Source organism: Vibrio lentus, from assembly GCF_030409755.1.
GTDB classification, from domain to species: domain Bacteria; phylum Pseudomonadota; class Gammaproteobacteria; order Enterobacterales; family Vibrionaceae; genus Vibrio; species Vibrio lentus.
Map to the genome: position 1 here is coordinate 2,532,866 of NZ_JAUFQE010000002.1, position 13,219 is coordinate 2,546,084.

Consider the following 13,219-nt stretch of genomic DNA (forward strand, 5'->3'; position numbering starts at 1 on the left):
TTTCGATATTGAGCTGTTAGTTAAGGCAATAAAGCAGTTAAAACTAAACATTCAACATCAGGATTAATCAAAACCCTAAATAGTGGTGCGCCCTGGAGGATTCGAACCTCCGACCGCCTGGTTCGTAGCCAGGTACTCTATCCAGCTGAGCTAAGGGCGCAACGGTTTCGATATTGAGCATAAAGTAAAACTAAACATTCAACATCAGGATTAATGAAAACCCTAAATAGTGGTGCGCCCTGGAGGATTCGAACCTCCGACCGCCTGGTTCGTAGCCAGGTACTCTATCCAGCTGAGCTAAGGGCGCACGGTATCTTCAAGTGAAGAAGTTGTGAAATATATCACATTCTTGTTTCTACGAAACAAAAAAAAGGCCATAGGCCTGTAATGAATGGCGGTGAGGGAGGGATTCGAACCCTCGATGCGGCTACAAACCACATACTCCCTTAGCAGGGGAGCGCCTTCGGCCACTCGGCCACCTCACCTAATTCATTATTCTTATCCATTACTTCTTAACAAAGTAATCTAAAGAATGGTGCGCCCTGGAGGATTCGAACCTCCGACCGCCTGGTTCGTAGCCAGGTACTCTATCCAGCTGAGCTAAGGGCGCACATTGTTACTTCTGTGTTTGCTTGCAAATTCAAACGTGCAAGAAATGGCGGTGAGGGAGGGATTCGAACCCTCGATGCGGCTACAAACCACATACTCCCTTAGCAGGGGAGCGCCTTCGGCCTCTCGGCCACCTCACCGTCTTGCGGAGGCACATATTACGTTTTACCGAAAATATGTCAAACACTTTATTGAAAAAAACCGGACAAAAACATTCAACCGTTTGCAATTTAATCAAAGCGCTTGCAAATTGAACTTATAACATCCAATTAGCGCTTTTTCCCTTAAAAATTAAGGTGAAAGATTGGCAATAATTAACAGCGGAAAACAATTATCTAATTTATCTCGCAGTAAGTGTCACTGCTGTTTGCACCATACTACGGGATGCTCTATTTCACCATAGGGTAAGTCAGTAAAACTTGAACTATGGCAAACAAATATCACGATGCCTCAATAAGAGTTAACTCAGGCGCGTAACTTTTCGATATCAAGCATTCAGCCCTGCATCTAGAACTAAGCCAGTTATTGAACTAACCAATCACTAACTTGTGATTTTGCTCTCCCAAGATCAAAAAAGGCTAGCAACAATGCTAGCCCCTCTTCTACGCAAAAGTATTAGTAGTTGCCAGATGCAACGTTACCATTACCTTTTTCAGCTTGAATGCGCATGTAGATCTCTTCACGGTGAACAGATACTTCTTTAGGTGCGTTAACACCAATACGTACTTGGTTACCTTTAACGCCTAGTACAGTAACTGTTACTTCATCACCAATCATCAGTGTTTCGCCAACACGGCGAGTCAAAATTAGCATTCTTTGCTCCTTGAGTAATCTCTAAATTTATCTAGCTACGAGAGCATTATCCAACAAAAGTTATATTTTCGTAAACTATCGATTGAGTTTATTTAACCAAAATGCACTTCTTTTTTAAGATAACCCTGTGTTTCACGCGCTACGATGTATGCATTGTGTAATATGTTAGCAGCCATATCGACTTGCGTTGGTGATATCACCAAAGTTAAAGACTGCTGCTGCAATAAGTGATGTTGTACATCAATTTCGCCTTCAGACAACAATCCATGTGAACTGACCACAATTTCTTGTGTTCGGCTTCCTACCACAGTTAACAAACTAACATATTCACTATTACGGATTTTTTCAGCAAAAACTAGTTTTAATTTAGCACTTATGTCCGGTTTGATAATGAGCGCTGCCCGTTCTGTTTCCTCGATCACACTACAGACTTCGATCCCTAACAACTGACAATGCGACATGAGAGACGGTAAATCTTGATTCAAACACTCGATGCGAACCATATCTCTTTCAATAGCTATCCCAGCAATATCATTCAAACAGTCATTACCTGCGATAAGAGTTCCCTCGCCTTCTTCAAAGCTCGAAAGCACTCTCAATGGTACATTGTGTCGCCACGCATGCTGAACACATGGAAGGTGCAAAACCTTAGCGCCTCTGCGAGCCATTTCTTCCATAGAAGGAAAGTCTAAGGTATCTAATTTCTTAGATTGCTTAACGACTCTAGGGTCGCAGGAATATACGCCATCAACATCGGTATAAATCTGACACTCTTTCGCTTGAAGCGCGCCCGCTAATGCAACGGCCGTGGTATCTGAACCACCTCGCCCTAAGGTTGTGATATCACCTTTCGCGTTAACGCCTTGAAAACCTGCAACAATGACAATCTGATCATCATCTAACAGCGCTTTAATAGGAGCGGTATCAATACGCTCAATCGTCGCATTATTATGATTAGAATCGGTGTGTATCTTGGCTTGGTAGCCAGTCATCGATGTCGCTTCATAACCCAACTTGTGCAACGTCATCGCTAACAAAGCCATGGAAACTTGTTCTCCAGCTGTTAACAGCACATCCAACTCTCTAGCATTTGGCACGCTATCAACTTGTGAAGCTAAGTTAACTAACCGATTTGTTTCACCTGACATAGCAGAAACGACAACCAGGATCTGGTTCCCTTCATTTTTCGCTTCAATGATTTTTTCTGCTACATGATGGATTCGTTCTATTGAACCCACCGACGTTCCACCAAATTTCTGCACGATAAGAGGCATTTTCACCCTTCCTCACCTTCCCAAGACCAATGTCTATATATGACAAAAAAACACATACTCCGCGTCATGGCGAAGCAATAAAAAATTAACCAAGGAGTCTAACGTTACCATTAGACTTCTTGGTTAATCTCAATCAAACCTTTTTCAGACGTTCTTCCATTAGGCAAAATAAAAGATGCCCAATCAGTTGATTGGGCATCTTTGTATCAATTACTTAAGCTTAAAGACGCTCTTCTAGCCAAATACGTACTGATTTAAGCGCTTCAGGTAGTGCTTCAACGTCTGTACCACCCGCTTGAGCCATATCTGGACGACCGCCGCCTTTACCGCCAACTTGCTCAGCAACCATCTTAACGAGGTCACCGGCTTTTACTTTGCCGATAAGGTCTTTGGTTACGCCAGCAATTAAGCCAACTTTACCGTCTGCTACGTTCGCAATCAGGATGATGCCGCTACCCACTTGGTTTTTAGCATTATCAACCATAGTACGTAGGTTCTTGTTGTCTGCGCCTTCAATTGCAGCAACCAGAACTTTAGTGCCTGAGATGTCTTCCACTTTACCCATGATGTTTGCGCCTTCAGCTGCAGCCATCTTTTCTTTAAGTAGTTGGATTTCTTTCTCTAGCGACTTCGCTTTCTTAGCCGATTCAGCCAATTTCTCTTCGTAAGCGTTATTCTGAGCATCAACGGCATCTAGAGCAGCTTCACCCGTTACCGCTTCAATACGACGAATACCCGCAGCAATACCACCTTCAGAAGTGATCTTGAATAGACCGATATCACCCGTGTTGCTCGCGTGGATACCACCACAAAGCTCAGTAGAGAAATCGCCCATAGACAGAACGCGAACTTCATCATCGTACTTCTCGCCAAACAGTGCCATCGCACCTTTTTCTTTCGCTGACTCGATGTCCATGATGTTCGTTTCAATCACATGATTCTTACGAACTTGTGCGTTAACTAGACGCTCTACTTCTTTAATCTGTGCTGGTGTTACCGCTTCAAGGTTAGAGAAGTCAAAACGTAGGTTGTCTGGCTTAACTAAAGAACCTTTCTGAGCAACGTGCTCACCTAGCACTTCGCGCAATGCAGAGTGAAGTAAGTGAGTTGCAGAGTGGTTTAGTGAGATAGCAGCACGACGCTCAGCATCAACGCGCGCTTCTACTTTATCGCCTTGAGCAAATACGCCTTCAACTAGCTCGCCGTGGTGTGCAAATGCATTACCTAGCTTCTGAGTGTCTTGTACTTTGAATAGACCCGACGCAGTGCTTAACGTACCAGCGTCACCACATTGACCGCCTGACTCAGCGTAGAATGGTGTCTCTTCAAGGATGATGATTGCTTTGTCGCCAGCCGATAGTGAAGATACTTCTTCGCCGTCAACGAATAACGCAGAAATTTCACCCGCACCTTCAGTACCTGTGTAACCACAGAACTCAGTGTTAGTGTCTACTTTGATCGTTGCGTTGTAATCAGTACCGAACTGACCCGCTTCACGTGCACGCTTACGCTGTGCTTCCATCGCCTTCTCAAAGCCTTCTTCATCGATAGTAAAGTCGCGTTCACGAGCTACATCGTTAGTAAGGTCAGCTGGGAAGCCGTATGTGTCGTAAAGTTTGAAGACTGTTTCACCGTCAAGCTCTTTGCCTTCAAGTGCGTCTAATGCGTCGTTAAGGATAACCATGCCACGCTCTAGCGTACGACCAAAGTTCTCTTCTTCGATGCGAAGTACTTTTTCAACAAGCTCTTGCTGTTTCTTAAGCTCTTCAGCCGCAGAGCCCATCACTTCAGCCAGTACACCCACAAGTTTGTGGAAGAACACGCCTTGTGCACCAATCTTGTTACCGTGACGAACTGCACGACGAATAATACGGCGTAGAACGTAGCCACGACCTTCGTTTGAAGGCATTACGCCATCAGCGATTAGGAATGAACAAGAACGGATGTGGTCAGCAATAACGCGCAGAGATTGGTTAGATAGGTCGTCGTGACCCACCACTTCTGCTGTCGCTTTGATTAGCTTTTGGAATACATCAATTTCGTAGTTAGAGTGAACGCCCTGCATGATTGCAGAGATACGCTCAATACCCATACCAGTATCTACAGCTGGCTTAGGTAGCGGTTCCATAGTGCCGTCAGCGTGACGGTTGAACTGCATGAATACGTTGTTCCAAATCTCGATGAAACGGTCACCATCTTCTTCAGGTGTACCAGGACGACCGCCCCAGATATGCTCACCGTGATCGTAGAAGATTTCAGTACATGGACCACAAGGACCTGTGTCACCCATTGTCCAGAAGTTATCAGATTCAAACTTCTTGCCGCCTTCTTTGTCGCCGATGCGAACAATCTTGTCAGCTGGGATGCCCACTTTCTTGTTCCAGATATCGAATGCTTCGTCATCTGTCTCGTAAACCGTTACTAACAGACGATCTTTTGGCAGACCGAGTGTTTCAGTCAGGAATTCCCAAGCAAACCCAATCGCTTCTTCTTTGAAGTAATCACCAAAGCTGAAGTTACCTAGCATTTCGAAGAATGTATGGTGACGAGCCGTGAAACCTACGTTTTCAAGGTCATTGTGTTTACCACCCGCACGTACACAACGCTGAGCCGTAGTTGCTCGAGTGTAGGCACGTTTTTCGGCGCCTAAGAAGCAATCTTTGAATTGGTTCATACCTGCGTTAGTAAATAGCAGGGTTGGATCGTTATGTGGAACTAACGATGAACTGTCTACGATTTGGTGTTCTTTGCTCTCAAAGAACTTAAGGAACGCGTTGCGAACCTCATCAGTGCTCATGTACATGCAGCTCTTCCTGAAAATAGTCGAGTTAGAATTTTGCCGTATTGTAGATCATGGTTAAGGCTTCGACTAGTTTTCTTGTAGAAAAGACACCCTTGGGCAGGATTTTAGTTGGAATTCGATAAAATGAAGAATATTCCACTAGCTCAGGCAGAGAACATACAAAGAAAATGGATGAGACAGGAAGAGAGTTGTTCTTAAAGACTAAGGTACACGGAGGGTAAATAACTGCAATTAACGCTTGGTACAAATGTGATTGAACTCTTCACTATTGCTGGATGAATACAAGTAAAGAAAATCACCGTCCAGCTCAATGTCATATTGGATAGTAAACCCTTTATACAAAGACTGATTACGATTAATCATGTCATCAGGGTGTTTATGTCTGAAGTTCACTTCATTGAAAACCATCTCTAGGTGGTTATCATTCAGCGTATATTTCCCCACAAATACAACTTCCGCAGTTTCAACTGCGCCCTGTTGATTCAGGGTTTGAATTCTATCGCTGACAAAAAAATCTTCATCAGAGCTAAATGAATACAGCATAAATTCATTCAATTCAGAGTATTGCGCATACGATGGTGTGACAAATCCCATTTGCTTGAAATTACATGCCCACTGACTCCCTCGCAAAGCGAGTGGAGGCGTGAGCAACACGATGGCGAGAATAATCGCCCCTATCGTTGAAACCGTAACAAAAATGGCTAACTTTACTTTTATCAAGGAAGAACACCGATATCTAATTCAACAATCTAGTTCAATAATCCAATTCACTCGTTGGGCATTGTTCTACAAATAACTGAATTATAAGCGTAGACCGAATTGAGCTTGGGTTCTTAAAAACGAAATCAACTTGTTATCGTTGTGCGTAAAATAATGAAACCTTGGTGCCCAAAATTCACCAAGGTTTCAAATCATCATTAAGCCTTTAAAGCTTCAATGATAGCGCTGTAGTTTGGCTCTTCAGTCACTTCAGCAACCAATTCACTGTGTACAACAACATTGTTTGTATCCAGCAAAATAATTGCGCGAGCTGACAAACCAGACAGAGCATGCTCTTCAAATTGAGTACCAAATGCTTTTAATAGCTCTGGGTTCTTGAATACTGATAGCTGCTCAACGCCTGTCACTGCTTCTTTCTCCTGGAAGCGAGCAAGTGCGAATGGCAGGTCTGTTGAAACTGTGTAGATATCTACAGAATCTGATTTCAGTTCCGACAACTCAGAGATCGCCTTAGTGCTGCTTGAGCATACTGGCGTATCAACACTTGGGAACAAGTAAATCAGTTTAAACTCAGCCGTTTTGTCTGAGATAGTTAACGGAGCTAGCGATACTGTTGTCATCGAAGGTGTTGTCAGTACTTCGCCCTTTAGTGGGAAATCACCCGCTAGTGCAATCTTGTCGCCTAAAAATGTAACTGTATTCATTATTTCTTCCTTTCAATGTAATTATAATATTGCCGACCTAGCTGACTGTGTTGCCTTTATCTAAAGACATTCAAATCAAACATGAACATCTTTAATTTATATTTCACTTAGAGATTGAACCTCAAGTGTCAGCGTAAGTGCCTGACAATCTTAAAATTCAAATCCAACGCTTAGACAATCTCAATTACTTTTCTAATTGAAGTTAGGATAGGAACGGCATCATCAAAACCAACAGAAAGTGAAAAATCGATCTCTTCATCGATATATTGTTGTGCAACCTTTACTAAGGTCACCTTATCGCCTTGCTCAAGGCTTTTATCAGTGTCGGTAAAAATCTTTATTAAAGACTTAACGACATCCAATTGAAAAGACTCAACGGAGGTCACTTCTTTATACTCTTCCAACAGGGTCTTCACTGATTCCGAGTTTTTCTGTTTAATTTCGGGCATCCTATTTACCTATAAAACAACGATTAGTAATCGAGCTATCATCAAAACTCGTGGCGGCATAACGTTAGCAACCACCTTTGGCTTTCGCTACAAACCATTGCCAAACAAAAATATAACCAGATAACTAAATGTAATTTTTATATAACCAATGACGTTTTACAGTTACAGACTGGCCTCCTATGCTTAAAGTACCGCCCGCAAAATCCAACATGAAAACGTCATACAAGCCCATGAATCACAAAAGCAATATCACTGACCAAATCGTTATCAATAATAAAATGAGGACGATCACACAGACGCTATCTGATACCACGATCAGCATGCGCCCATTGCCGTTTAAGGTGCTTGTATATCTGTTAGAGCACCAAGGTCAGTGCATATCTCGAGAGGAATTATTTGAAGAGTGTTGGCAGGGTGTATTAGTAACCGACCAGTCCCTGACCAACACCATTAGTTACATTAGAAAGGTCATCAAAAATTTAAACACTGATGAGTTAAAGCTCAAAACAATAAGCAAGAAAGGGTACTCACTTTCAGTCACCCAAAATAAGCAACCTCAAGCATCAAGTACCCCGCAAACTAAAAACCGAGATGTGTTAGAAGCAATGCCTGAGAACGATATTTTAGGTGATGCATTAGGAGTTGGGGGTAAAGTAGATGTAGAAGCAGAAGCAGAAGCAGAAGCAGAAGCAGAAGCAGAAGCAGAGAGAAACACCTATCACCTACAACAGCCAATTAACGAAGAACAAGTTAACCCAAGATTCCCTCATCAATTTGCGATAAGTTTATGCGCTCTATGGTTTGGCATCATTCTGGTCGCCTATTACTTTATCCACTACAACAATGAACAAGCGCCATTCCTCAATAAAGAGAACTACCAACCCTATCAATTCGGCAGTGCGACGCTTTATCTCAGTGACGATTCACAGAAGGTATCTTCAACAGAAATGAAGGCCTATATAAATGGATTGGAACTGGCACAATGCAATGTGAAAAGTATCTACATTCGAGTGAGTAATTCAGCATACAGAGACAACATTGCTTCGATGTATGCCTTTGTCTTTACCAACAATAGAAAAAGCCAAAACATATTTAAGCAGAAGCTAGATAACATCAATATCTATCACTCCATCATTACACCGTTACTGAACTCTTTTTACTGTAAGGGTAAGCCTCAAAAGTGATTAGGGTTTAGGGTTTAGGGTTTAGGGTTTAGGGTTTAGGGGATGGAGAAGTGAAATCGCACGATACAACTCAAGGCTAAATCAGCCCCAACAAAAAAGCCCCACATAAAATATGCGAGGCTTTCTACTCTTTCAAAACGAATGTTTCTTTAAAACACCCGTTCTATAAACGTTAGCTTATAGCTCTTCGTTTTCTTCTTCTTTCTCTGCGCCTTTCTCTTCAAGAACAGCAGGAGTCAGTAGCAATTCACGAAGCTTAGTGTCAAGTTCCAGAGCGATCTCTGGGTTTTCACGTAGGTGCTTACAAGAGTTCGATTTACCTTGGCCGATCTTATCGCCTTTGTAGCTGTACCAAGCGCCCGCTTTCTCTACTAGCTTATTCTTAACACCTAAATCGATAAGCTCACCTTCGCGGTTGAAGCCTTTTCCGTAAAGGATTTGAGTTTCAGCTTGTTTGAATGGTGCAGCAATCTTGTTCTTAACAACCTTGATACGAGTCTCGTTACCAACAACTTCATCACCATCTTTGATTGCACCAGTACGGCGAATATCAAGACGAACAGATGCGTAGAACTTAAGTGCATTACCACCTGTTGTTGTTTCTGGGTTACCGAACATTACACCAATTTTCATACGAATTTGGTTAATGAAGATAGCCATACAGTTAGACTGCTTAAGGTTACCTGTTAGCTTACGCATTGCTTGAGAAAGCATACGTGCTTGAAGACCCATGTGGCTATCGCCCATTTCGCCTTCGATCTCAGCTTTAGGTGTTAGTGCAGCAACCGAGTCAATAACAAGAACATCGATAGCACCTGAACGAGCCAGTGCATCACAGATTTCTAGAGCTTGTTCACCGGTATCTGGTTGAGACACAAGCAAAGCGTCGATATCAACACCAAGCTTTTGAGCGTAGATAGGGTCAAGTGCGTGTTCCGCATCAACGAATGCACACGTTTTGCCCACTTTTTGCGCCGCTGCAATAAGCTCAAGCGTTAGCGTTGTTTTACCTGATGATTCTGGACCGTAAACTTCCACGATACGCCCCATCGGTAGGCCACCAGCACCTAGTGCGATATCTAGAGATAGAGAGCCTGTAGAAATAGTTTCTACGTCCATTGTACGGTTATCACCAAGACGCATGATCGAACCTTTACCAAATTGCTTTTCAATCTGACCAAGGGCTGCGGCTAACGCTTTTTGTTTATTCTCGTCCATTTCTATCTCCACATAATCGGTTGTCTCAACAAGCGACTTAGAATCTATTTCTAACCCACAAAGGGGTGACTAATTGGCTTTTATTATACTGTTGATTCATACAGTGTCTATACCTGTATGAAAATAATTTGTACAAATGTTACTTGTCTTCCATTGATAGGTAATCATAAATAACTTGCAGGGCATGGTGCGTGGCTTGTTGGCGTACTTGTGATCTATCGCCTGTAAATACATGCGTTCCTACTTTGTTCCATCCATTTGTAGCCTTCCAAGCAAAACACACGGTCCCTACCGGCTTATCTTCCGTACCACCACCTGGGCCAGCAATGCCGCTGATCGATACAGAAATCGTGCCGTTTGAATGTTGCAGCGCCCCGTGAGCCATTTCTATAACCACCGGCTCACTCACGGCACCAAATTCAACTAAGGTTTCAAGCTGAACACCAATCATCTCTTGTTTTGCTTCATTACTGTAGGTCACGAAAGCACGGTCAAACCAAGCCGAGCTACCAGCAATATCGGTTACCGCGCTAGCAACGCCACCGCCAGTGCAAGATTCAGCCGTCACTAATACATGTTTATGTTTCGCAAGTAAGTGTCCGAGTTTTTCACTAAGAGCTTGAGTCGTCTGCATCTTTGGCTTCCCTTATCTAGATGTATATCATTTGGATTTGCATCTTTTCGCATGTGTCGCTTTTCGCACGAAACGCTTTCACGTATCCTAAGCCGCAATAGAAATAAACGAAAGAAGTTAACTGTGAAAGCCGATCAAAAACATACTCCTATGATGCAGCAGTACCTAAAACTAAAAGCAGAAAATCCAGAAATTTTGCTGTTCTATCGCATGGGAGATTTCTACGAGCTTTTCTACGATGATGCTAAAAAAGCCTCTCAACTCCTCGATATTTCGCTAACCAAGCGTGGCTCTTCAAACGGTGAGCCTATTCCTATGGCTGGTGTTCCATACCACGCCGTTGAAGGTTACCTTGCGAAGTTAGTGCAGTTGGGCGAGTCCGTAGCGATTTGTGAGCAGATTGGTAATCCAGCAACTTCAAAGGGCCCGGTTGATCGCGCTGTCGTAAGAATTGTGACTCCGGGAACCGTAACCGACGAAGCATTGCTTTCTGAGCGTGTTGATAACCTGATTGCCTCCATTTATCACCACAATGGTAAATTCGGCTACGCGACGCTTGATATTACTTCTGGCCGATTCCAGCTATGTGAGCCGGAAACCGAAGAAGCGATGGCGGCAGAGCTACAAAGAACGTCACCACGTGAGCTGCTATTCCCTGAAGATTTCGAACCCGTAAATTTGATGGCAAGTCGTAATGGCAATCGCCGTCGTCCAGTATGGGAATTTGAATTAGATACAGCGAAGCAACAACTCAATCAACAATTTGGTACTCGTGACCTAGTTGGCTTTGGCGTTGAAAGTGCAAAACTAGGTTTATGCGCTGCGGGCTGTTTGATTCAATATGTAAAAGACACTCAACGTACTGCTCTTCCACACATCCGTTCACTCACAATGGATAAGCAAGATCACTCAGTGATCCTTGATGCGGCTACTCGCCGTAATTTGGAGATCACCCAAAATCTTAGTGGCGGTACAGACAACACCCTAGCCGAAGTACTCGATCATACTGCGACGGCTATGGGTAGTCGTATGCTTAAGCGTTGGTTACATCAACCCATGCGTAATATTTCAGCTCTTGATCAACGCCTAGATGCGATTGGTGAGATGAAAGAGCTGGCTCTGTTTACTGAGTTACAACCAACGCTGAAACAGATTGGTGATATCGAGCGTATTCTTGCTCGATTGGCACTTCGTTCTGCTCGTCCACGTGATATGGCACGACTTCGCCAAGCAATGGAATACTTACCAGAGCTTGCAGAAACGCTGACGCAACTTAAGCACCCATACCTGACTCAGCTTGCTCAGTATGCATCTCCTGTCGATGAAGTATCAGAGCTGCTTGAGCGTGCGATAAAAGAGAACCCACCGGTGGTGATCCGCGATGGGGGCGTGATAGCTGAAGGCTACAACGCAGAACTTGATGAATGGCGCGACCTTGCTGCGGGTGCAACCGAGTTTCTGGATAAGCTTGAGCAAGAAGAGCGTGAACGTCACGGTATCGACACACTTAAAGTTGGCTACAACAACGTACACGGTTTCTTCATTCAAGTTAGCCGCGGACAAAGCCATCTTGTGCCACCACACTATGTTCGCCGCCAAACCCTGAAAAATGCAGAACGCTACATTATTCCTGAGCTGAAAGAGCACGAAGACAAAGTTCTCAGCTCTAAATCGAAAGCCCTAGCGATCGAGAAGAAGTTGTGGGATGAGTTGTTTGATTTGTTACTGCCTTATCTAGAGCGACTACAAAACATTGCTTCTTCAGTGTCTCAACTGGATGTTCTACAAAACTTAGCTGAGCGTGCAGACACCCTTGATTACTGTCGTCCAACCATGACAGAGTCTGCTGGTGTACAAATTCAGGCGGGTCGTCACCCCGTTGTTGAACAAGTAATGGACGAACCCTTTATTGCTAACCCTATCGACCTCAATGATCAACGTAAGATGCTGATCATCACAGGTCCAAACATGGGTGGTAAGTCGACCTACATGCGTCAGACCGCACTCATTGCGCTGATGGCTCATATTGGTTGTTATGTTCCAGCAGAAAGCGCGACGATTGGTTCTATCGACCGTATCTTTACTCGTATTGGCGCATCCGATGATTTGGCTTCGGGTCGTTCAACCTTCATGGTTGAGATGACAGAGACCGCGAACATTCTGCACAACGCGACACCAAATAGCCTTGTGTTAATGGATGAAATCGGTCGTGGTACCAGTACTTACGATGGCCTGTCTTTGGCTTGGGCAAGTGCGGAATGGCTAGCCAATCAAATCAATGCGATGACACTATTTGCAACGCACTACTTTGAGCTAACTGAGCTACCAAACCAAATACCAACCTTAGCGAACGTACACTTAGATGCGGTTGAACATGGCGACAGCATTGCCTTTATGCACGCAGTTCAAGAAGGTGCAGCAAGTAAATCTTACGGCCTTGCGGTTGCTGGATTGGCTGGCGTACCTAAAGCGGTGATCAAAAACGCACGTGCGAAACTGACTCAGCTAGAAGCATTGAGTATCGACTCTCCGACATCAAAGCCAAGTGGCGTTGATATCGCGAACCAACTTAGCCTGATACCTGAACCAAGTGAAGTAGAACAAGCACTTGCGAATGTTGATCCAGATGATCTGACACCTCGCCAAGCATTAGAAGAACTCTACCGTTTGAAGAAGTTGCTTTAGTCTCTTTCCAAGTAGGTTGTTATTGTCGTTTTGTACTGTCGCTTGAGCCGGCAGCATGAAATACAAAAGCCACAAACAAAAAAACGCTGACTTAAAAAGTCAGCGTTTTTATTTGTCTTCTATTCA

The 13,219-nt window shown here is 43.8% G+C and carries 10 protein-coding genes and 5 tRNA genes; 2 read left to right on the forward strand and 13 right to left on the reverse strand.

The window, feature by feature from the left end; genetic code table 11:
* Positions 1–83: 83 nt before the first annotated feature.
* From QWZ07_RS19635 to QWZ07_RS19685, 11 genes are all read right to left on the reverse strand, one after another.
* Positions 84–160: transfer RNA gene (locus tag QWZ07_RS19635), tRNA-Arg, on the reverse strand.
* 70 nt (positions 161–230) lie between these two features.
* A tRNA-Arg gene (locus tag QWZ07_RS19640) sits at positions 231–307 on the reverse strand.
* A gap of 85 nt (positions 308–392) precedes the next feature.
* Positions 393–485, reverse strand: a tRNA-Ser gene (locus QWZ07_RS19645).
* A 48-nt stretch (positions 486–533) separates the two neighbouring features.
* Positions 534–610 (reverse strand) — tRNA-Arg (locus tag QWZ07_RS19650).
* Positions 611–656: 46 nt separating this feature from the next.
* Positions 657–749, reverse strand: a tRNA-Ser gene (locus QWZ07_RS19655).
* A 475-nt stretch (positions 750–1,224) separates the two neighbouring features.
* Positions 1,225–1,422, reverse strand: a complete 198-nt coding sequence (csrA, locus tag QWZ07_RS19660) for a carbon storage regulator CsrA (protein ID WP_004415691.1) — start codon at positions 1,420–1,422, stop codon at positions 1,225–1,227.
* A gap of 92 nt (positions 1,423–1,514) precedes the next feature.
* Positions 1,515–2,696: an aspartate kinase gene (locus QWZ07_RS19665; RefSeq protein ID WP_080585220.1), complete on the reverse strand. Its 1,182-nt coding sequence runs from the start codon at positions 2,694–2,696 to the stop codon at positions 1,515–1,517.
* A 220-nt stretch (positions 2,697–2,916) separates the two neighbouring features.
* Entirely contained in the window at positions 2,917–5,499 is a 2,583-nt protein-coding gene (gene alaS / locus QWZ07_RS19670) for an alanine--tRNA ligase (protein WP_017108704.1), read from the reverse strand.
* Positions 5,500–5,730: 231 nt separating this feature from the next.
* On the reverse strand, positions 5,731–6,219 hold the full coding sequence (locus QWZ07_RS19675) for a hypothetical protein (protein WP_102279351.1): 489 nt from the start codon (positions 6,217–6,219) through the stop codon (positions 5,731–5,733).
* A gap of 197 nt (positions 6,220–6,416) precedes the next feature.
* Complete coding sequence (tpx, locus tag QWZ07_RS19680; protein WP_192852306.1) at positions 6,417–6,923, reverse strand: thiol peroxidase; 507 nt, start codon at positions 6,921–6,923, stop codon at positions 6,417–6,419.
* Between the two features lie 170 nt (positions 6,924–7,093).
* On the reverse strand, positions 7,094–7,372 hold the full coding sequence (locus tag QWZ07_RS19685; RefSeq protein ID WP_017108701.1) for a hypothetical protein: 279 nt from the start codon (positions 7,370–7,372) through the stop codon (positions 7,094–7,096).
* 230 nt (positions 7,373–7,602) lie between these two features.
* Between QWZ07_RS19685 and QWZ07_RS19690 the strand changes: the two genes are divergently transcribed.
* Entirely contained in the window at positions 7,603–8,556 is a 954-nt protein-coding gene (locus QWZ07_RS19690; RefSeq protein ID WP_225998355.1) for a winged helix-turn-helix domain-containing protein, read from the forward strand.
* Positions 8,557–8,733: 177 nt separating this feature from the next.
* On the opposite strand, the gene recA is transcribed toward QWZ07_RS19690, so the two are convergent.
* Positions 8,734–9,774 (reverse strand): recombinase RecA, encoded by a 1,041-nt coding sequence (recA, locus tag QWZ07_RS19695; RefSeq protein ID WP_029223240.1) that lies wholly within the window; start codon positions 9,772–9,774, stop codon positions 8,734–8,736.
* Between the two features lie 139 nt (positions 9,775–9,913).
* Positions 9,914–10,408 carry a nicotinamide-nucleotide amidase gene (gene pncC / locus QWZ07_RS19700; protein ID WP_029223239.1) on the reverse strand — a complete coding sequence of 165 codons (495 nt, stop codon included), beginning with the start codon at positions 10,406–10,408 and terminating at the stop codon, positions 9,914–9,916.
* Positions 10,409–10,531: 123 nt separating this feature from the next.
* Between pncC and mutS the strand changes: the two genes are divergently transcribed.
* A complete protein-coding gene (gene mutS, locus QWZ07_RS19705) occupies positions 10,532–13,093 on the forward strand; it encodes a DNA mismatch repair protein MutS (RefSeq protein WP_102383514.1) in 2,562 nt (853 codons plus the stop codon).
* The last annotated feature ends 126 nt before the right edge of the window (positions 13,094–13,219 follow it).

Excerpts from the sequence above, each read along its gene's own strand:
- csrA (WP_004415691.1), bottom strand. The coding sequence starts at position 1,422 with ATGCTAATTTTGACTCGCCGTGTTGGCGAAACACTGATGATTGGTGAT.
- QWZ07_RS19665 (WP_080585220.1), bottom strand. The coding sequence starts at position 2,696 with ATGCCTCTTATCGTGCAGAAATTTGGTGGAACGTCGGTGGGTTCAATA.
- alaS (WP_017108704.1), bottom strand. The coding sequence starts at position 5,499 with ATGTACATGAGCACTGATGAGGTTCGCAACGCGTTCCTTAAGTTCTTT.
- tpx (WP_192852306.1), bottom strand. The coding sequence starts at position 6,923 with ATGAATACAGTTACATTTTTAGGCGACAAGATTGCACTAGCGGGTGAT.
- QWZ07_RS19685 (WP_017108701.1), bottom strand. The coding sequence starts at position 7,372 with ATGCCCGAAATTAAACAGAAAAACTCGGAATCAGTGAAGACCCTGTTG.
- QWZ07_RS19690 (WP_225998355.1), top strand. The coding sequence starts at position 7,603 with ATGAATCACAAAAGCAATATCACTGACCAAATCGTTATCAATAATAAA.
- recA (WP_029223240.1), bottom strand. The coding sequence starts at position 9,774 with ATGGACGAGAATAAACAAAAAGCGTTAGCCGCAGCCCTTGGTCAGATT.
- pncC (WP_029223239.1), bottom strand. The coding sequence starts at position 10,408 with ATGCAGACGACTCAAGCTCTTAGTGAAAAACTCGGACACTTACTTGCG.